This window comes from Ciceribacter sp. L1K23, assembly GCF_018122705.1.
Lineage (GTDB): Bacteria > Pseudomonadota > Alphaproteobacteria > Rhizobiales > Rhizobiaceae > Allorhizobium.
In genome coordinates this window covers 1,742,716-1,761,963 of record NZ_JAGRRC010000001.1, presented here as the reverse complement: position 1 = coordinate 1,761,963, position 19,248 = coordinate 1,742,716, and the positions used below count along the sequence as shown (strand labels likewise).

At 63.3% G+C, this 19,248-nt stretch carries 13 protein-coding genes and 1 pseudogene; 8 read left to right on the top strand and 6 right to left on the bottom strand.

Going from position 1 to position 19,248, the window contains the following annotated elements; all coding sequences use genetic code 11:
* Nucleotides 1-12: 12 nt before the first annotated feature.
* The 4 genes from J5J10_RS08215 to parE form a co-directional block, all read right to left on the bottom strand.
* Nucleotides 13-2,001, bottom strand: a complete 1,989-nt coding sequence (locus J5J10_RS08215; RefSeq protein ID WP_211929531.1) for an autotransporter outer membrane beta-barrel domain-containing protein — start codon at nucleotides 1,999-2,001, stop codon at nucleotides 13-15.
* 409 nt (nucleotides 2,002-2,410) lie between these two features.
* On the bottom strand, nucleotides 2,411-5,002 hold the full coding sequence (locus tag J5J10_RS08210) for an autotransporter domain-containing protein (RefSeq protein ID WP_211929530.1): 2,592 nt from the start codon (nucleotides 5,000-5,002) through the stop codon (nucleotides 2,411-2,413).
* A 154-nt stretch (nucleotides 5,003-5,156) separates the two neighbouring features.
* The gene (locus J5J10_RS08205) at nucleotides 5,157-6,098 is read right to left on the bottom strand and encodes a helix-turn-helix domain-containing protein (RefSeq protein ID WP_211929529.1); all 942 of its coding nucleotides are present in this window, start codon (nucleotides 6,096-6,098) and stop codon (nucleotides 5,157-5,159) included.
* Nucleotides 6,099-6,326: 228 nt separating this feature from the next.
* Complete coding sequence (gene parE, locus J5J10_RS08200; RefSeq protein ID WP_211929528.1) at nucleotides 6,327-8,402, bottom strand: DNA topoisomerase IV subunit B; 2,076 nt, start codon at nucleotides 8,400-8,402, stop codon at nucleotides 6,327-6,329.
* 229 nt (nucleotides 8,403-8,631) lie between these two features.
* Here parE and J5J10_RS08195 point away from each other — a divergent pair, with 229 nt between their 5' ends.
* The 4 genes from J5J10_RS08195 (at nucleotide 8,632) to J5J10_RS08180 (ending at nucleotide 12,676) form a co-directional block, all read left to right on the top strand.
* Nucleotides 8,632-9,516: an alpha/beta hydrolase gene (locus J5J10_RS08195; protein ID WP_211929527.1), complete on the top strand. Its 885-nt coding sequence runs from the start codon at nucleotides 8,632-8,634 to the stop codon at nucleotides 9,514-9,516.
* Nucleotides 9,517-9,639: 123 nt separating this feature from the next.
* A complete protein-coding gene (gene tpiA, locus J5J10_RS08190) occupies nucleotides 9,640-10,410 on the top strand; it encodes a triose-phosphate isomerase (protein WP_211929526.1) in 771 nt (256 codons plus the stop codon).
* Between the two features lie 94 nt (nucleotides 10,411-10,504).
* Entirely contained in the window at nucleotides 10,505-10,903 is a 399-nt protein-coding gene (secG, locus tag J5J10_RS08185) for a preprotein translocase subunit SecG (RefSeq protein ID WP_211929525.1), read from the top strand.
* Nucleotides 10,904-11,038: 135 nt separating this feature from the next.
* A complete protein-coding gene (locus J5J10_RS08180; RefSeq protein WP_349252053.1) occupies nucleotides 11,039-12,676 on the top strand; it encodes a CTP synthase in 1,638 nt (545 codons plus the stop codon).
* Nucleotides 12,677-12,763: 87 nt separating this feature from the next.
* Here J5J10_RS08180 and J5J10_RS08175 read toward each other — a convergent pair whose 3' ends face one another.
* Nucleotides 12,764-13,552, bottom strand: coding sequence for a DUF4394 domain-containing protein (locus J5J10_RS08175; RefSeq protein ID WP_211929523.1), 789 nt, complete (start codon nucleotides 13,550-13,552; stop codon nucleotides 12,764-12,766).
* A gap of 199 nt (nucleotides 13,553-13,751) precedes the next feature.
* Here J5J10_RS08175 and J5J10_RS08170 point away from each other — a divergent pair, with 199 nt between their 5' ends.
* From J5J10_RS08170 to J5J10_RS08155, 4 genes and pseudogenes are all read left to right on the top strand, one after another.
* Nucleotides 13,752-14,297 carry a sigma-70 family RNA polymerase sigma factor gene (locus J5J10_RS08170; RefSeq protein WP_211931180.1) on the top strand — a complete coding sequence of 182 codons (546 nt, stop codon included), beginning with the start codon at nucleotides 13,752-13,754 and terminating at the stop codon, nucleotides 14,295-14,297.
* Nucleotides 14,298-14,950: 653 nt separating this feature from the next.
* Nucleotides 14,951-15,397, top strand: a pseudogene (locus J5J10_RS22385) (anti-sigma factor); the annotation flags it as partial.
* A 1,471-nt stretch (nucleotides 15,398-16,868) separates the two neighbouring features.
* Nucleotides 16,869-17,195, top strand: coding sequence for a hypothetical protein (locus J5J10_RS08160; protein WP_211929521.1), 327 nt, complete (start codon nucleotides 16,869-16,871; stop codon nucleotides 17,193-17,195).
* Nucleotides 17,196-17,358: 163 nt separating this feature from the next.
* Nucleotides 17,359-17,886: a DUF992 domain-containing protein gene (locus J5J10_RS08155; RefSeq protein WP_211929520.1), complete on the top strand. Its 528-nt coding sequence runs from the start codon at nucleotides 17,359-17,361 to the stop codon at nucleotides 17,884-17,886.
* Nucleotides 17,887-17,966: 80 nt separating this feature from the next.
* On the opposite strand, the gene J5J10_RS08150 is transcribed toward J5J10_RS08155, so the two are convergent.
* On the bottom strand, nucleotides 17,967-18,929 hold the full coding sequence (locus J5J10_RS08150; RefSeq protein ID WP_211929519.1) for a class I SAM-dependent methyltransferase: 963 nt from the start codon (nucleotides 18,927-18,929) through the stop codon (nucleotides 17,967-17,969).
* Between the last annotated feature and the right edge of the window lie 319 nt (nucleotides 18,930-19,248).

Genomic DNA, 19,248 nt, shown 5'->3' with positions numbered 1-19,248 from the left:
CCGCGCCGTCGCTCAGAAGCGGCCGCTGAGATCGACGCGGAAGGATTGGTTCACGACGCCATCGCCATTGAAGGCGGAGCGATAACGGGCGGAGATCGATGCCCTCTCTGTGCTGCTCAGGGTGATGCCAAGGCCTAGAACTGCGTTGTTCCTGCGGTCGGTCGTGCCGGGGATGACGTAGTCGATCGGCCAGTTGCTGTCGGCATAGGTCGCTGTGGTGTCGCCGCTGTCGAACAGGCTGTGGGAAAAGTCGAGCGAAAGTTCCGGGGTCAGCACCGCATCGTCGAGCAGGATCGCGTAGGATATGTCGAGGCCGAGACTTGCCGTCAGCGTGTCTACCGTCTGGCGCGACAGCGCCACGTTCTCCCAGTCGGCCCCCGTTTCCGTCATCGCGTCGAGCACGGAATGCGACGCGCTGATACGCCCGTGCGGTGAGACCGTGAACCCCCCCGCGGTCCAGTCATAACCGCCGCCAAAGGCGGCGAAGAACTGGTGACCGTCACGCTGGGCCTCCGCCTCGGCCGAATTGGTCCCCGTGATCCGCACGGAAGTAAAATCAAGCAGTCCGACGCCGGCAAGGCCATCGACATAAAATCCGTCGCCCAGCGTCTGGAGACCATACACGGTCACGCTGGCGGCGCGGTTGCTGCTCGTGGTGCCGCTCGAGCCGATCTCATCCTCGTCGATGGCAAAGCCTAGTCCGATGCCGGCCGTCAGATACTCGGTGATGCGATAGTCCAGTCCGGCGGTGAGGTTGACCGTCTTGAAGGTCGAGTCATTCCCTCCGCGGCTGGCATCATCGTCGCCGAACATGATCGAGCCCGCGCTCCAGAAGGCGAGGTTGCCGCCGGCGATGTTGGAGCAGCCGGTATTGGCGTCGATGGGTGCGGTTCCGCCATGGCCGTCGTCGGCGGTTATCTGCAGGCTGTTTTCCAGGCAGGGCTTGGTGCGAAGCGACCGCAAGTGGTCCTGTACCGTGTCGATCTGCACCTCGGCGAGACGGACCGCGGCGCGCGCCTGCGCCTCGACAAGGCCGACGAGATCGGCGTCGCTGTTGAGCAGGGGCCGTGCGCTGACCATGAATGTGACCGTTGACGGCGCGGACGTGCCGCTTGCACTGGTCAGCGTGTAGGTGGCGATGGCGGTGCCGGTGAAGGTCGGGTTCGCTGTGAAGCGAAGCTGGTACCGACCGGACGAGAGTGCGGCGGCAAAGGCGGCATCGCCCGTCGAGGCCGCTGTGTCGCCCAGGATGATCACGGCATCGCCGGCGTTTGGTGGCGACAGCGAGAGGAGCCGCGCTCCGGTGAGCGGCCCACCGGTCGCGCCGGTCGTCAGATCCACCGTCGTCGTCACGCCCGAGATCGCGGAGACCGTGATCGGCACGGTTGTGACGCTGATGTCGACGGCAAGGGTGATGACGGTGCTTGTGGAAGCACCGAGCGCATCGGTGGCCCGGAGCGTCAGCGGATAGGTGCCGCCTTCCGTCGGCGTGCCGGAAAGCGTCGCCGACGCTGCATCGAAGGACAGTCCGTCCGGCAGGGCTCCCGTCATGGCGAAGCCGTAGGGAGCCGTTCCATTGCTCGCCGTAAAGGCCTGCGAGAACGAATTGCCGACGGTTGCGCTCAGCGAACCGGACGGCGAGATGGCAAGGGCCGGCGCGCTGATCGTGATCGAAACCGTTGCAGCCGCCGACGTGCCGCCGCTGTTGGTGGCGGTATAGGTGAAGCTGTCGGAGCCCGAATACCCGGCCGTCGGCGTATAGGTGATCGACGTTCCGCTGGCGGTTGCGGTGCCATGTGATGGCGAGGATGCGACGGCGACGCTGGTCGCCGTGCCGCCACCCAGCGACAGCGTGATGGCATTGTCGGCGGAATTGGCCGCGACGGTGGCTACGACATTAGCGGCCGTCGGGGCTTCGTCGGCCACGGTGAAGTTGACGGTGATGACATCGTTTCCACCTATCAAGCACAGGTCATCATACCAGGCAGCGTTTATCGCCACCGTATAACTTCCCGGTATCGTCGGAATCCCGGAATATTTGAAGACGGGGTTGGTGGAAAATGCGAATAGAGAGACGCCGGGGGGGATTGAGCCTGACGCAATGCTCGCCCCTGTCACGTGTTCAAAGCCACAAGGCCCGCCCGCTGGACTATGATAAATTTCGCCACTCGCGTATGTTCCCACCCTCATCGGAATGTCAATGCTGCCATCGGCGGCGAACGCCGATGGTACCGCTGCCAAAATACCGGCCAGAAGAAGGACACAGGGCAGGATTATGCCGATCGGACGGTCGGAAAATCGAATAAGCGTCAACGGAATTACCTCAATCGCGGAAGGAAAAGCCTTCCACCTCTTGGATCGGCGTCTCGGAGATCAAGATTGTCCGAGAACGCGCACGGGACACCCCGTTTCAAAATGTCATGCCGAGCTTTGCGGTGGCCTGATGTTCGACGCTGCTTTCGCCGAACCGGCCGGAATAGCCGATCGCCAGGCTGGTGGTCTGGCTGAGATCGAGGCTGACGCCGAGATTGACCATCGCGGTGTCCCGATCGGCGGACGCGCTGGAGATCACAAAATCGTCCGAACCGGCAAACGCCATGGTCGCCTCGCTCGACAGATCCCCGAAGGTGTGCCGCCAGCCGAGCCCGGCCGAAAGCCGGCCGAGCATTCCCTGCCAGGCGATGTCCCGGTCGAGGCGCACGCCGAGCGTGGCCACCAGCTGGTCGTCGTTTGTGGCTTCCTTCGACAAGGCAGCCGCGCCACCGTTTTCGGTGAAGGCATCGGTGCGCGTTTGCACATAGGCGAGATTGGCGAAGGGCTCGATGTGCACGAGATCGTGGTCGAAGCGCCAGGCGGCCTCGGCGAAGGCCTGCGAGGTCGTGCCATGATAGTCGGCCGTCAGATGGTCGGTGAAGCCTGGGAAGGCGACGGTGCGCTCGCTGTCGATCTCCTGGATGCTGTGGATCGCGCCGAAGCGCAGGGAGAGCGGACCAAGATGCCGGCCGCCGTAAAGGCCGAGATAATAGCTGTCGATGGAGGCGCTTGCCTCGATGCCATCGCTGCTCAGCCTGTCCTGGCCATAGCCGGTGAGGGCCCCAAGCTGCCAGCCGTCACCCAGGGGACGGTCCACTCCGAACAGGACGCCGCCGCCGCCCGCCGTATTGCCCAGCGCGTTTCCATCACCGTCGAGCGTCGTTAGGCCGCCGAAGCCGCTGGCCCAGAACGCTGTCGCGGGCAGATCGTCCGAAAATCCGGCAAAGCCGTCCTCGCCATAGGCGGCCACTGCCGAACTGCCCGTCATGGGGGCGTTCATCGTATCGCGAACGCGGTTGATCACCACGTCGCGGCTGAAGGCCGATCGCGACAGCATGGACGCCGGTATGCTGGCACTCAACTCTCCGGAAAGCTGCTGGAAGGCGTTGTCCGGCGCGCCGTCCGGTAGATGGAGGATGGCGTCGTAAAGTGTTCCCGATCCCATCGCGTCGATGGCGTTGGCGGTGGCGCGGCCGTTCGCCGTGGTCGCCAGGTCGGCGAAGGCAACGACATCATCGTCGTCGTCGTCGTCGTCATCGTCGTCATCATCATCCGGACTGCGGCTGAGTATCAGGCTGATGCTGTTATTGTCGTAGGCAAGGGCGGCGGACAGATAGGCAAAGTTCTCGGTCACCGACGTGAAGGCGCCGTCGATGCCGCTGTCGGCGGTCAGGATGGTGTAGGTGGTGTCGAGCGCGTACGTCGAACCGTCATCCGTGCCGTTCTCGGCGGAGACGGAGACGGACGCACCGTCATCGACGGTCACGACACCCGTTGCGTGAATCAGGTCTGATCTGCCCCCGGCGTCCACTTCGACGGCGTAGGTCGAGCCGGATCCGAAGGTCAGGTCGCCATCGACGGTGAGCGTGCCGATCGAATTGCCGGGTGCGATGGTCGCGCCGGAGGTGAGGGTGACATCCGACACCGTGCCCACGCCGCCAAGGATGCCGCCGTCCAGGATCAGGATCGTGCTGGCAAACCTGGAGCCGACCGACAACGCGCCGCCGTGGATCTCAGTGGCGCCGGTGAAGTTGGAAAGGTCACCTGTCAGGCTCGTATATCCGGAATAGACGTCGATCTCGCCGTGTCCCGTCATGTCGGCGGCGAATTCGTAGTCGTCATCGGTGTGGTTGAAGACGATCGTGCCCGTGCCGGCGCCGAAGGCGAGGGTTCCGGCATTGACGGTACCGGCCGCGACCGCCGTCTCGCCCGCCGCGGCGCCAATGTTCAGCGTGCCGGTGGAGCCTGCCTGGTCTGCGATGGTGATCGTTTCGTCGCCGGCGTTGACGGTGACCGTGGCACCATCGGCGACAGTCAGAACCCCCGAACCCTGGTTGCCAAGCATAAGCGAAAAACCAAGATCAAATGTCGATCCGGCACCTTTGACGGTGATCGTACCCTGATGATTCGAATAGAAGCCCAGGACGGAATACATGGCGGTTACCTCCGCACCCTCGGAGATATGGAGTGTGCCAGAGCCTGCCGAGCCGACCACAAGCTGCTCTCCGACATTCAGTCTGGATCCATTACCGGTGACCGTAACCGCGCCCTCCGAACCGAGTAGGTTGCCAATAACGGTGTTTTCTTCTGAGGTGACCTCTGCGCCGTCGGTGATCGTCAGTTTGCCCGAGCCGTTCCGGCCGACAATCAAGAACGAGCCCGCACCGAGGCTTGATCCGTCGCCGGTGACGGTCACGGAACCGTTGCTGCCGTAAGAGTATCCTAGAAATGTGCCATCGGCTGTGACATCGGCGCTGCCGGAGATGTCGAGCGTGCCTTCGCCGGATGAGCCGATGTAAAGAGTGCCACCAGCGTCATGCTGCGTTCCCCCTGAGTAAACCTGACTGCTGCCGCCATCGATGATCTCGTCGGCAAGTGCGCGAGACAGCGGAGCGCCCGTCACGGTCAGGGAGGTGGATGTGAGAAGAACGGCTAGGCGCGCGCCGGGACGAAGGCGGTGAAAATTCACGAATAAACTCCCCTCAAGTCGATCGCGACTGAAAATTCCCCGCTTGCATGCCGCAAAGCAGGGCCGTGTCGCAGGCCGAAACTAGAAAAGGCAGTGCCGCGCCCGCTATCCGCTTTCCGCAAAAGCGATCGGAGGCATGTTTTTTCTTGCTATTTCAGGAGGTCAGAGTCGAAGACGGGCTTTCGCCGAACAACTTCCGATAGTCGGCGGCGAAGCGGCCTAGATGCAGGAAACCGAAGTGCATTGCAACCTCGGTGACCGTCGTTTCCGATGGGAGGGCTTGGCGCAGCAGCGCGCGGGCGCGGTTGAGCCGGCAGATTCGGATGTAGGCGAGCGGTGAGACGCCGACATATTCGTGGAACGCATATTGAAGACCGCGTTCGGAAACGCCGAGTTCCTCGCAAAGGCGGCTGATCGAGGGCAGTTCGTCTTTTTGCAGCTCCTCTTCTATCCGCGCCCGCGCCCGCCGGCCTATATGGAATCCACGTGCACGTTCGCCGGCACTCACGTCGCTGAAACCCTGCTGCTCGCTGGCGGTGAGGATTTGAAGCACCGCGTCCCTGATCGTCCCGCTCAGCCTTTCAAGGTCGACGGCGTCACCCCTGGCGACGGCCGCGCCGACGGCCTCGAACCAGATCGCCGCCGCAGTCTCGAACATCGCCTTGTCGGCCATGTCGATTGCCCGCATGCCTTCGGCTCTGTCGTTCCAGTTCGCCGGTCGAAGCGCCTCGATGGCGCGCAGCAAATCGTCTTCCGGGAAGCTGACATAGGTTGTCTGCGAGCCGCCGGCGATCAGCAGATCGAATTCCGTCTGACCGGGAAGAAAGAACACACAGCCGATCCCGTCTTCGCCATGCACCGAAATGCGATTCTTTCCCGGTGTGCAGATTGATAACGTGCAGAAATTCCTGGGCGTGGTCCCCACCTTGTGAACCGAGACCGTCTGGGTCTCGCGCACGATCTGCTGGGTGCCGAGGTCAATCACATCCATCGTGCCGACGGACCGGCCCGGCGTCAGCTGATTGCACTCCATGGCGACCCATGGCTGTCGCCTGGCCTGTTGGGCGGCATCTTCGACCACCGACGACGACAGCATGTCAACAGGTCTCCCGGACATGCCTATCGACGCTTTCGCCGTGTAAATTCCAGTGAAATCGTCCCTGCCCATGGCTTCCGAGTGACACCTGCGGTTCTCTTCCTGGTCGCGGAGAATGCCTCAACTTGCAGGTTCAGGGCAACGATGCCGCAAGCGTCTGGCGCTCCAAACCGGTGTATTTGCACGAAGCGAACAGTCATGTGCAAAGTGTGCCGGGGCTTCGATTCCTCAGATGTCGAGGTTGTCCGCGAAGGCCGCGCGGTCCTGGATGAACCGGAAACGGGCCTCGGGCTTGGTGCCCATCAGCGCGTCGACCGCGTCGCGGGTGCCTTCGAAATCGACATCGTCGATCTCGACCTTCAAGAGCGTCCGCTTGGCCGGGTCCATCGTCGTTTCCTTGAGCTGTGCCGGCATCATTTCGCCGAGGCCCTTGAACCGGCCGACTTCCACCTTCTTGCCCTTGAACACGGTTTCCATCAGCTCCGCCCGGTGCGCGTCATCCCGCGCATAGACGGTCTTGGCTCCCTGGCGGATGACATAGAGTGGCGGTACGGCGAGATAGAGGTGGTTGCCCCGGATCAGCTCCGGCATTTCCTGGTAGAAGAAGGTGATCAGCAGCGAGGCGATGTGCGCGCCGTCGACGTCGGCATCGGTCATGACGATGATGCGTTCGTAGCGGAGATCTTCCTCGCGATATTTCGTCCGCGTGCCGCAGCCGAGCGCCTGGATCAGGTCGGCGATCTGCTGGTTGGCCATCAGCTTCTCGCGGCTCGCCGAACCGACATTGAGGATCTTGCCGCGCAGCGGCAGGATCGCCTGGTTGGCGCGGTTCCTCGCCTGCTTGGCCGAGCCACCGGCCGAATCGCCCTCGACGATGAAGAGTTCGGCACCCTCTGCGGTGTTCTGCGCGCAGTCGGCCAGCTTGCCGGGCAGACGCAGCTTGCGCACCGCCGTCTTGCGGTTGACTTCCTTTTCCTTGCGTCGGCGCAACCGTTCCTCGGCCCGCTCGATCACCCAGTCGAGCAGCTTCGCCGCCTCGTTCGGATTGTCCGCGAGATAGTGGTCGAACGGATCGCGCAGCGCGTTTTCGACGATGCGCTGGGCCTCGACGGTCGCAAGCTTGTCCTTGGTCTGGCCGACGAACTCCGGCTCGCGGATGAAGACCGAGAGCATGCCGACCGCCGAGATCATCACGTCGTCTGTGGTAATCTGCTGCGCCCGCTTGTTCTGCGTCAGCTCCGCATAGTTCTTCAGTCCCTTGGTGAGCGCGATGCGCAGGCCGCTTTCGTGCGTGCCGCCTTCGGGCGTCGGGATGGTGTTGCAATAGGAATGGATCGCCGGATCGCCGCCATACCAGGTGATCGCCCATTCGAGCGCACCGTGGCCGCCGGTCTTTTCCGTCTTGCCCGCGAAAATCTCGCGCGTGACGGTGAATTCCTTGCCGAGCGTCGCCGCCAGATAGTCCTTGAGGCCGCCGGGGAAGTGGAAGACCGCCTTCTCCGGGATTTCTCCGCCCTCCGGCACCATGCCGGGATCGCAGGACCAGCGGATTTCGACGCCGCCGAACAGATAGGCCTTCGACCGCGCCATGCGGAAGATGCGGCCCGGATCGAACTTCGCCGCGTCGCCGAAGATCTGCGGATCGGGGTGGAAGCGCACGCGCGTGCCGCGCCGGTTGTGCACGTCGCCAAGTTCTTCCAGTCCGCCCTGCGGCACGCCGCGCGAGAAGATCTGCCGGTAGAGCTTGCGATTGCGTGCCACCTCGACCTCGAGATAGTCCGACAGCGCGTTGACGACGGACACGCCGACGCCGTGCAGGCCGCCCGAGGTCTCGTAGGCCTTGCCGTCGAACTTGCCGCCGGCATGCAGCTTGGTCATGATCACTTCAAGCGTCGACTTGCCGGGCACCTGCGGATGCAGTTCCACCGGTATGCCGCGGCCGTTGTCGGTCACCGTCAGGAAGCCCTGGGTGTCGAGATGCACCTCGATGAAGTTGGCGTGTCCGGCGACCGCCTCGTCCATCGAGTTGTCGATCACTTCCGCGAAGAGGTGATGCAGCGCCTTTTCGTCGGTGCCGCCGATATACATGCCGGGCCGCATGCGCACCGGCTCCAGCCCTTCCAGAACCCGGATGGAGGATGCGCCGTAATCGTCGCCCGACGAGGTCGCGGGTGCCGCCGGAACCGGACGCGGGGCAGGGGCCGCCTGCGCAACCGGGGCGGCCGGCTGCGGCCGGGCCTCTGGGGTGGGGTCCGGCTTTGCAGGTGCCGGCACGGCGGAGAAGAGATCGTTGCTGTCTTCCATGTCGTCTCTTGTTCTCGGGCGGCGCGGTGCGGCTTTGACGGAGCGCACACGATCGCCGCATTTGGTCCCTTGGATCGCGAATCGGCTGGATCTTGCCAGAAAGGCGGATGGGTCGCGACCGCGATACGCCCGGATGTCCGGCAATCGCGGTATTTCGTGGCGAATCTTTGCGTTTCCCGGGCGCCCGTGGCAAGACCGCAATGCCCTCGCAGTACAGGAAGGGACGAGGATGTCCACAGGTCATTTCCGCATCGCAACGCTGGCGACGGTCCTTCTGGGCCTTTCAACGCCGCTGTCCGCCGCGCCCGACGGCCCTCTGAAACCCTTCAAGGACGACCTGTTTTCCGGACAGGCGGTGCTCGAAACCCGCGACGGCGGCGATTTCGAGGTGATCGACTATCAGGAACTGCGCGACATCAACGGCCGCGACCAGATCCCCGAACGCCGCGCCAAGGCGAAATACGTCTCCCTTGGCGTGAAGAAACAGCAGGCGAACGAAACGCTGAACCTCGCGACGGGACCGCTGCCCGTCACCCGCGTCGGTCGCGCCGAAGGTGCCGCCTTCACCGTCATCTTCATTCACGGCAGGGGCGGGGACCGCCGTCTCGGGTCGAACGACTTCTCCTTCGGCGGCAACTTCAACCGGCTGAAGAACCTCGCCGTCGACAATGGCGGTGTCTACTACGCCCCGAGCGTTCCCTCCTTCGATGCCGCCGGCGTCGCGGCGGTGGGCGGTCTCGTCGCCCATGCCCGGGCTGTCTCGCCCGGACGCCCCGTCATCCTCGCCTGCGCCTCCATGGGCAGCTTCATCTGCTGGGGCATCGCCCGCGAAACCGCCGCCGTCGCCGATCTCGCCGGCATGATGATCATGGGCGGCGCGACCGACCCCGACTTTTCGAAGAGCGCTTTCGCGAAGACCAAACTGCCGCTCTATTTCAGCCACGGCTCTGCCGACAGCGTCTACGCCGCCACCGATCAGATCGCCCTTTACGACCGCCTGAAGAAGGCCGGCTACCCGACCCGCTTCACGCTCTTTGCCACCGGTTCGCATGGCACGCCGGTGCGCATGACCGACTGGCGCGACGCGATCAACTGGATTTTATCGGCGAAATAGCCGGAAACGGGCCTAATTTTCACCATATGCGCCGATTCCCAAGGCCTCTGCGCCCCGGAACCTTTCCTTTGCGGTCAGGTTTTGCTAGGTCGACGCGATGGTATAGAGGGATGAGAAGAGATCATGACGCCAGACGTTCGCCCGCTGGTCGCGGGAAACTGGAAGATGAACGGCACGCGCGATGCATTGCCCGAGCTGAAGGCGATGGCCGACGGCGTCAAGGGCGACCTGTCGAACAAGGTCGAGACGCTGATCTGCCCGCCGGCGACGCTGCTCTATGTTGCGACCGCGCTCTGCGAGGACAGCCCGCTTGCGATCGGCGCCCAGGATTGCCACCAGAACCCGTCCGGCGCCCACACCGGTGACATCTCCGCCGAGATGGTCGCCGACTGCTTCGGCACCCATGTCATTGTCGGCCATTCCGAACGCCGCACCGATCACGCCGAAACCGATCACCTCGTCCGCGCCAAGGCCGAAGCGGCGTTTGCGGCCGACCTCACCGCCATCATCTGCATCGGCGAGACCGCCGACGAGCGAAAGGCCGGCCAGACGCTCGATATCCTGAAGCGCCAGCTCTCCGGTTCCGTCCCTGATAGCGCTGTCGCGGCCCGCACGGTGATCGCCTACGAACCCGTCTGGGCGATCGGCACCGGCCTGACACCGACCGCCGCCGACGTCGCCGAGGCCCACGCCTTCCTGCGCGACGAACTTGTGAAGCGCTTCGGCGCCGAGGGTGGCAAGATGCGCATCCTCTATGGCGGCTCGGTCAAGCCGGGCAATGCGAAGGAGCTGATGGCGGTCGCCAATGTCGACGGCGCGCTGATCGGTGGCGCCAGCTTGAAGGCGGCCGACTTCCTCGCCATATACGGCGTCTACGAGAGCCTGCTCGGCTGAAAAGCGTCCAAGGGGCTTTCCTTGCGCAGACGGCTGATGTAAGGAGCCGGCCAACACGAATTCGCATGGCCCGCAAGGGCAGGATGGATATTCCATGCAGACCGTTCTGATCGTCGTTCACCTCATGATCGTGCTGGCGCTGGTCGGCGTCGTGCTGATCCAGCGCTCCGAAGGCGGTGGCCTCGGCATCGGCGGCGGCTCCGGCTTCATGTCGGCGCGCGGCACCGCCAATGCGCTGACCCGCACGACCGCGATCCTGGCGACGCTGTTCTTCATCACCTCGCTGGGGCTTGGCATTCTTGCCCGCTACCAGTCGAGCCCGACCGACATCCTCGACCGCATCCCGGCCGGCCAGACCGGCGGCAACGTTCTCGACCAGCTCGGCGGCTCCGCTCCGGCTCCGGCCACCGGCGAAACGCCCGCGGCCCCGGCAGCACCTGCTGCGCCGGCTCAGGCCCCGGCCGACCCGAACGCCGTTCCGACCGGCAACTGATCGGTCAGGCATGACATCCTCCGGCGGACCCTGAAAAGTCCGCCGGTTTTCTTTTGTCCATATTCCGCCGCGCCGACAAAAAAGTCGGGACTGTGCTCTTTAGGGCTGGCGGAATCAGTTTCGAGAAGGTATCCGGTGACTCCCATGGCGCGATATGTATTCATCACAGGCGGCGTGGTTTCCTCTCTTGGCAAGGGCATCGCGGCCGCGGCACTCGGGGCATTGTTGCAGGCACGCGGCTACCGCGTTCGTCTCCGCAAGCTGGACCCTTATCTCAACGTCGATCCGGGCACCATGAGCCCGACGCAACACGGCGAGGTCTTCGTCACCGACGACGGCGCGGAAACCGACCTCGACCTCGGCCACTACGAGCGCTTCACCGGTCGCTCGGCCACCAAGACCGACAACATCACCACCGGCCGCATCTACAAGAACATCATCGACAAGGAACGCCGCGGCGACTATCTCGGCGCCACCGTCCAGGTCATTCCGCACGTCACCAACGAGATCAAGGATTTCGTGGTCGAGGGCAACGAGGACTACGATTTCGTCATCTGCGAGATCGGCGGCACCGTCGGCGACATCGAGGCCATGCCCTTCATGGAGGCGATCCGCCAGCTCGGCAACGACCTGCCGCGCGGCTCCGCCGTCTACGTCCACCTGACCCTGATGCCCTATATCCCGGCCGCAGGCGAGCTCAAGACCAAGCCGACCCAGCACTCCGTCAAGGAACTGCAGGCGCTCGGCATCCACCCGGACATTCTGCTGGTCCGCGCCGACCGCGAGATCCCGCAGGCCGAGCGCCGCAAGCTGTCGCTGTTCTGCAACGTCCGCGAAAGCGCCGTCATCCAGGCGCTCGACGTCGCCAACATCTACGACGTGCCGATGGCCTATCACAAGGAAGGCCTCGACAACGAAGTGCTCGCCGCCTTCGGCATCGAGCCGGCCCCGAAGCCGCGTCTGGAAGCCTGGGAAGACGTCTGCGAGCGCATCCGCACGCCGGAAGGCGAGGTGACCATCGCCATCGTCGGCAAGTACACGGGCCTCAAGGACGCCTACAAGTCGCTGATCGAGGCGCTCTACCACGGCGGCATCGCCAACCGTGTGAAGGTCAAGCTCGAATGGATCGAGTCGGAAATCTTCGAGAAGGAAGACCCGTCGCCGTGGCTTGAAAAGGTCGACGGCATCCTCGTGCCCGGCGGCTTCGGCGAGCGCGGCTCGGAAGGCAAGATCCTCGCCGCCCAGTTCGCCCGCGAGCGCAAGGTTCCCTATTTCGGAATCTGCTTCGGCATGCAGATGGCGGTCGTCGAAGCCGCGCGTCATCTCGCCGGCATCGACAAGGCCTCGTCCACCGAGTTCGGCAAGACCGAGGAGCCTGTTGTCGGCCTGATGACCGAATGGATGAAGGGCAACGAGCTCGAGAAGCGTTCCTCCGCCGGCGACCTCGGCGGCACCATGCGCCTCGGCGCCTACCGTGCCTCGCTGAAGTCGGGCACCAAGATCGCCGAGATCTACCGCTCGACCGACATTTCCGAGCGCCACCGCCACCGCTACGAGGTCAACGTCGACTACAAGGAAAAGCTCGAGGAGTGCGGCCTCGTCTTCTCCGGCATGTCGCCCGACGGCCTTTTGCCCGAGACGGTCGAATACCCCGATCACCCGTGGTTCATCGGCGTCCAGTACCATCCGGAACTGAAATCCCGCCCGCTCGACCCGCACCCTCTGTTCGCAAGCTTCATCGAAGCCGCCAAGGAACAGAGCCGCCTGGTCTGACCGGCAGCCTGCCGCGATGGCATTCATATGAAAAACCCGGCGAAATCGCCGGGTTTTTCGTTTCTCGCAAAACCTCGAAGCGATGCCTCACATCGCCGGCAGCACCGTGATGTCGCGCACGGCGCTGTCCACGCCCGTGACGTCGCCGACCTTGGTCGCGGCACCCGTTTCCAGGTTCACCGTATAGAGCGTCCGGTCGGCGACCAGATAGGCCGTGTTGGCGCCGCCCTCCATGCCCTGGATGTCGAAGGCATAACTCGCCTGCGTGCCGTCGATGCCGAGCTTGCCGATCGCCTTCAGCGTGCCGTCGTTCGGCTTGGTCTGCTGGATCAGCGCGCCGATCGTCGCGTCGATATTGTACATCGCGGTCGCCTCCGGCTTGCCGATCGAATTGATATAGGCCGCTGCCACCGTATTGGGCGTCTCACCCTTGTGCATGTCGCCGTCCTCGAACGCGAGGCTGCCGTCGACGGTGACGGCACCGGTATCCGGATGGACGCGGTGATTGGTCGTGCCGGTCATGAAGCGCAACCTGTCGGCCATCGGGTTGAAGTCGACGACAACAGGCGCGTCCGTCATCGGCAGCATCGTGTCCATCTTGGCGACTTCGGTCGCGGCACCCGTCTCCAGGTCGATGGTGACGATCGCATGCCCCGGCGTCACGCCGACGACGGTCTTGTTGCCCGGACGGAAGTCGATGCCGACGAGCTTGTCGACGCCGGTGACCTCCATGGTCTTGCTGACCTCCGGCGTGTCGGTGTCGAACATGACGAGCGTCTTGTCGCCCGTTAGCCCGAGAACCGGGGCGGCGGCGGCGGAGAGGGCGGAAAAACCGAGCGCGGTGCTGGCGATCAGGGCGAAACGAATGGTCTTCATGGGTGGTCTCCCGTGTTGTGGTTCCGGTTGGAAGCAGGCGTCTCTGCCCATGCTTCCGTCACTGAAGACACGGCAGACCCACCGTTTGGATGCAGTCGCATCAAAAATTTTCCGGCAGTGCATCCGAAAGCTGGGTCTCGCGCGTATAGCCTTTGAGGGTTGTTGCGCCCTCGCGACAACGGAGATGCGCGTGAATTCCATGACGACCACGGTGGACCCTCTGGCGGAAGCGATCGCCGGATGTGCCACCGGAGACAAAACGGCACTCAGGCGGATCTTTGACAGCGAGGGCGGCAAGCTTGTCGCGGTCGCCGAGCGCATCCTGCGCCGCCGCGATCTCGCCGAGGAAGCCGTGCAGGACGCCTTCCTGCGCATCTGGACCCATGCCCATCAATACGCGCCGGACCGTGGCTCCGCGCGCGGCTGGATCTACGCCATCGTCAGGAACCGAGCCCTCAATCTCCTGCGCGACGACAGGCGCGAGTTCACCGTCGACGAGGTGGAGGCCATTCAGGAGGCAGAACGCTCCGACGAGATCATGGCTGCCTGGCACCGCCTCGACCGCGATGCCCGCCTGCGCGACTGCCTCGGCGCCCTCGACGAGACCCGCCGTCGCGGCATCCTGATGGCCTATGTCGGCGGCTATACCCACGGCGAGATCGCCGGACGCCTGCGCATCCCGCTCGGCACAGCCAAGTCGTGGATTCGCCGGGGGCTGACCGCGCTCCGGGAGTGCATGGCATGACAAACGGCTCCCCTACAACGCCGCCCGGCGGCAACGATAACGACGACATCCGCGCACTCGCCGACGAATACGTGCTCGGCCTTCTCGATGCCGCGCGCAAGGAAGAGGTCGAACGCGCGATCGACCGCGACCCGGCAATGTGCGCCGCCGTCGCCGAAAGCCGCGACCGCTTTTTGCCGCTCGACACCGGCATCGAGCCGGTCGAGGCGGGCGAGGGGCTCTGGCAGCGCATCGAGGCAGGATTGTCCACACGTGCCACAACGCCGCCTTCGACCACCTCGCCCACGGACCCATCCGCCGCGACGGTGACCGCCCCCGGAATGGACTCTCCCGCGGCGGGTCACCTATCATCCGGCCCCGCGTCGAAGCCGGGATCCGTGCCGTCGCGTGGAGCACCGACCGAGCCGGTCACTGCCGCAAACGAAAGCGTCCAGACGGATACGGCGCTGCCTCTGTCAGGCGAAAGTCCGGCGCCTCGCGCCACGACCGAGCGTAATCGTCGAGGCGATGTTGGCGACCCGCAGTCCGGCGGCCCGTTGTCCGACGGTACTATCCGCTCCTCCGGCGAGGGCCCGGTGGCCGGTGCGGTCGCGCAGTCCGGATATAACGACAACAACACTGGACTTGGTCCGATATCGCCCGGAATCGCCACGTCTGCCAACGACAACCGCGCTGCCCCCTGGCGCGCCACGGCGCTCGCCTCGCTCGCCGCCACGCTTGTGCTCGCCGTCGGTCTTGCCTTCAGCCTGATGCGCACGGTGGATCCAGTGGTGATCGCCGTGCTGCTCGACGAGAGGGGTGCGGTTCAGGCCGTTGTCGAGGATTTCGGCAACGAGAACGCCAGGGTGCGCCTGCTCGCCGACTTCGCGGTTCCCGCCGACAAGACCATCGAGGTCTGGACCCTGCCGTCCAATGAAATGGGTCCAGTCTCGCTTGGCCTCCTCGCCGGCGCCCGCTCCGCAAGCCTCGACGGCCCGCCACTGCCGGCCCCGCGCGACAACCAACTCTACGAACTCACCCTCGAACCCTTCGGCGGCTCCCCCACCGGCCGCCCCACCGGCCCGATCCTCGCCAAGGGGTTTGCGAGGGAGCCGCTGTGAGGGGCAAGGGGAAACCGTCAGCAACGCGGCGTACCTACTCCCTCCAGCCTCATGCTGGTGCGCCGACGGCGCCTCGAAGCACGAGGCTGGCCGCCGATTGTGCCCCGCAAGCACCCTTCGAGGCCCTCGCTCCGCCAGGGCACCTCAGGGTGAAGCGGTGGAGATCACGACCCCCTCACCAACAAAATCTATGACTTAGCTTTCGCTAAGATCATGATTTTGTAACCTCTCCCACCAAGGGAGAGGTGGAAGGCACCGGCGCGGCAATCTCCTCCTCGCCCCTGGTGGGAGAGGAAGAAAAATCGGCGTCTTAGCTTTAGCTAAGTGCCAGATTTTTCAGGTGAGGGGATCGTCCCAAGGCACACCACAAAAATTATATCCCAACAAAATCAGCATCTTAAAAGAAATCCGCTCCCACCCTCGAAAAAATTTCACCGCTGCTTTCCCCCTTCTTTTCCACGCCCGTATCCTTGTTCCCGTTCCGTCGCGGATACACCACAAGGCGTTGTGGCGAGGCGGGGCCGGCGCTGGTGGTGGGGGAAGGACGCAAGAGCCTGCCACCGGGGTCCGCGGAAAATGGTCTCCCTCCGGCGACATGGGGGAGGACGGGTTTGCAGCCAGGCCCGTCATCCAGCCCTAACCGGGCGCCGGGTGTGCCTGTGGGGCACGGAGGGGAGCGCGGGGTATGCATGCGGCGCGGGCCAACGGACCTGACAAGTCCCGGCGGCGCATGCGGGGTGGAGGTTTATCCTCCACCGGAAGCCTGACGCTCTCGCAGAGAGGCCGAAGTCGCGGATAAAAACCGCCGAACAGGGTACCGGAAGGTACCACTATACTAAACTAAACGAGGTGCCCCCGGTACCCCGTCCGCTTCCCCTGTGTTTCGAGTTTGGGGAAGACATTACAGGTGATGCCGAACCGGAGGGGGAGAGCCTCTGCGGGGTTTTGGGGTGCGCGGGATTTTGAAGGGGTGAATGGAGGAGATGGATGACGAGAAGCGAGGCAACCACGCGAGAGGTCGAGGGGGAAGAAGAGACCCCCTCACCTGAAAAATCTGGCACTTAGCTTTCGCTAAGATGCCGATTTTTCTTCCTCTCCCACAAGGGTAGAAGAGGCGTTTGCCGCGCCGGCGCGGTCCACCTCTCCCTTGGTGGGAGAGGTTACAAAATCATGATCTTAGCGAAAGCTAAGTCATAGATTTTGTTGGTGAGGGGGTGAGGCGCGGTCCGCGCAGCGAAGCAATCGATCCAGTGAATCGATTGCAGCAACGAACGCCTTGAGCACAAGCGAAAGGCCACCCTGCACCCCCTCATCATGAGGTGACCTCGCGAACGCGAGGGCCTCGAAGGATCATCGGAGGCACACCGGCGAGCGACGGTAGATGGATGGAACGGTCCGCGGCCGAATTCACCCTTGGATGGCCCTCCAGCCGGTGTTACACTGGCTATGCCGACCTTTAGATGGAGGAGAGATGCGCCCGACAACGATTTTGCCCGCTCTCCTGACCGCCCTGCTGACGACCGGCGCGGCCCATGCTCAGGAACTGCCGGCGATCGACTGGGGATCGGCCGGCAAGGGCGAAGCGATGAGCACGGAACCGTTGCCTCAAAAGACGGCCGAGGTGCCGGACGACGGCTTCGAGTGCAACACCGTGATGGTCGACCGCACGACCTTCGGGACCACCGTGCACGAGCGGGTCGCCGGAGACAGGGACGAGGATCTTCCGGGCCTGCCGCGTGAGGTTCGGCGCTGCGGCCGGGACGGTGTTTCCGTCGAACTGTCGCTGCCGGCGCCCTGAGGTCGGCGGCGCGGCGGAGGTCTGACGCCAATGTTTCGGCCTGTGACATTTCGTTGACGCCATCTTTGGATCATTCTTTTGCCACGAGCGTTGAACATGACTGCCGGCGGGGCGTTCGCCTCGCGCTGGCGGGCAGCCAACGAATTGAAAAAGGAGGACAGGGATGAAAAAGACCCTTGCAGCGGCATTGTCCGCATCGATGGTCACGGCGAGTGCGGCCATGGCGGCGGACGCCGTCTATCGTGCCCCGGAGCCGGTTCCGGCCTACGAGAGCGGCAAGACCGGCGGCGTGCGCATCGGTTATCTCACCTGCGATATCGGCGGTGGCGTCGGCTACGTTCTCGGCTCGGCCAAGGAAGCGACCTGCACCTTCTCTTCGGCCATGGGATCGGAACCGCTTGACACCTATACCGGAGCGATCCGAAAGATGGGCGTTGATCTCGGCTTCACCACGCGCTCGAAGCTGGTCTGGGCGGTCTTCGCGCCGACCGCCGGCTATCACCAGGGTTCGCTCGCCGGCCTCTATCAGGGTGCCACGGCGGAGGCGACAGTCGGAGCGGGTATCGGTGCCAACATCCTGATCGGCGGCACCTCTGGCTCGATCCACCTGCAGACCGTCAGCGTCACCGGCCAGCTCGGCCTCAACCTTGCCGCAACAGGCACGTCGATGACCCTGACGCCGGCAGGCTGATTGCGGAGGTTGCGGTGGGTGAAAGCCCGCCGCAACCTCGCTCTACAAACAAAAAGGTATCGGACTGTTGCCAGTGAGCTCTAACGCCACGGCCACCAGCTCTTCTTTTTCTTGTTGCTTTTCTTTTTCGGGGCAGCTGCGGGCGTGGACTTACGCTTCGGAGCTTCAAGCGGTAGAGTAGCTGCCGCTTCCGTCACCGTCGCTTCCTTCCCCTGATGCGGCTTGTCCTGCGCCAGGATGCCGCGTTTTCTCAACTCTTCGGGGTCTTGAATTCCGTCCCAGTAATCGTCGACCCATTTGTCGTTCACAGCTTCGTTTGTCTTGATAGCCGAGAAGACTGCGCGACCGATCTTACGATCAAATGTCTTGTCTAAATTCTTCTCATCGACTGCGATGATCGCGTGGCCACCCTTGATGTGCTGGATCATCGATTCAACTTTAATCTTCGTAAAGCCCATCGACTGAAGGGTGCATCGCATCCCAGTAATGTTGAAAAAGGTACACGAGGTCGGATCGTAAGGGCCTTTTACCTCTCCCGCTGGACAAAACATCATGGGATGCTGGTTCATCGACAGGAGTACGCCTGTCTCGATAATGATTACGCCACCATCGTTCAGGCACTCCTGTAGCCTTTTCATTACCCAGAATGGATACCGGAGATGGTACAGGACGCCTGCAAAGATTATCACATCGAACGTGCCAAAAGTTTCGCGGGTCAAGTCGTTAACGTTCATCTCGACCATCTGGACTTTCGACTTTCGCGCCGGAATAACAACCTCCACGGCACCTTTCGACAAAAAGTTGTCTATCCCGATGATCTCGGCAGCACCTTTCTCTTCCGCGTGGAAGCTGAAAAGTCCGTCCCGGCAACCAATGTCGAGCACTCGCTTTCCGGCAAAATCGATCCGGTCGAGCGATTGGATGACGAGATCCCACATGTACTTGAAATGTGGTCTTCCGGGAGTCTGGAGGCCGCCAGGCAGATCCACGATATGATACCAATCATAATTCCCTAAAGACTCTTGAAGCGCTTGATCTCCCATCCCAATCCCCAGCTTGGTTCAACTTCATCTCGAATGTCTTTAAAAGAATTTGCTGTGTCAATCTGGAATTGCTCACATTTCGCCGGCAACGTGGGATTGCTTCCGCCTGCTTGCCGATGTTGAGGTCATTCAGGCCGACGAACTATGAATTTTCACAGTCAGCTAGTTCTGCGAGCGCTCGCTTCACCAGCAAACCCCCGATGGTGCTTGGACGCGAGCGATTGACCAAAAGATCGTCCACGGCAGGTGCCGGGGCTACTTATTGAAGTTCTGTGGTTGAAAACAAAAAGCTGAAAGTAGGAGTGAAGAGGTAGGGGAG

Excerpts from the sequence above, each read along its gene's own strand:
- J5J10_RS08205 (WP_211929529.1), bottom strand. The coding sequence starts at position 6,098 with ATGCTGTCGTCGTCGGTGGTCGAAGATGCCGCCCAACAGGCCAGGCGA.
- parE (WP_211929528.1), bottom strand. The coding sequence starts at position 8,402 with ATGGAAGACAGCAACGATCTCTTCTCCGCCGTGCCGGCACCTGCAAAG.
- J5J10_RS08195 (WP_211929527.1), top strand. The coding sequence starts at position 8,632 with ATGTCCACAGGTCATTTCCGCATCGCAACGCTGGCGACGGTCCTTCTG.
- tpiA (WP_211929526.1), top strand. The coding sequence starts at position 9,640 with ATGACGCCAGACGTTCGCCCGCTGGTCGCGGGAAACTGGAAGATGAAC.
- secG (WP_211929525.1), top strand. The coding sequence starts at position 10,505 with ATGCAGACCGTTCTGATCGTCGTTCACCTCATGATCGTGCTGGCGCTG.
- J5J10_RS08175 (WP_211929523.1), bottom strand. The coding sequence starts at position 13,552 with ATGAAGACCATTCGTTTCGCCCTGATCGCCAGCACCGCGCTCGGTTTT.
- J5J10_RS08170 (WP_211931180.1), top strand. The coding sequence starts at position 13,752 with ATGACGACCACGGTGGACCCTCTGGCGGAAGCGATCGCCGGATGTGCC.
- J5J10_RS08160 (WP_211929521.1), top strand. The coding sequence starts at position 16,869 with ATGCGCCCGACAACGATTTTGCCCGCTCTCCTGACCGCCCTGCTGACG.
- J5J10_RS08155 (WP_211929520.1), top strand. The coding sequence starts at position 17,359 with ATGAAAAAGACCCTTGCAGCGGCATTGTCCGCATCGATGGTCACGGCG.
- J5J10_RS08150 (WP_211929519.1), bottom strand. The coding sequence starts at position 18,929 with ATGGGAGATCAAGCGCTTCAAGAGTCTTTAGGGAATTATGATTGGTAT.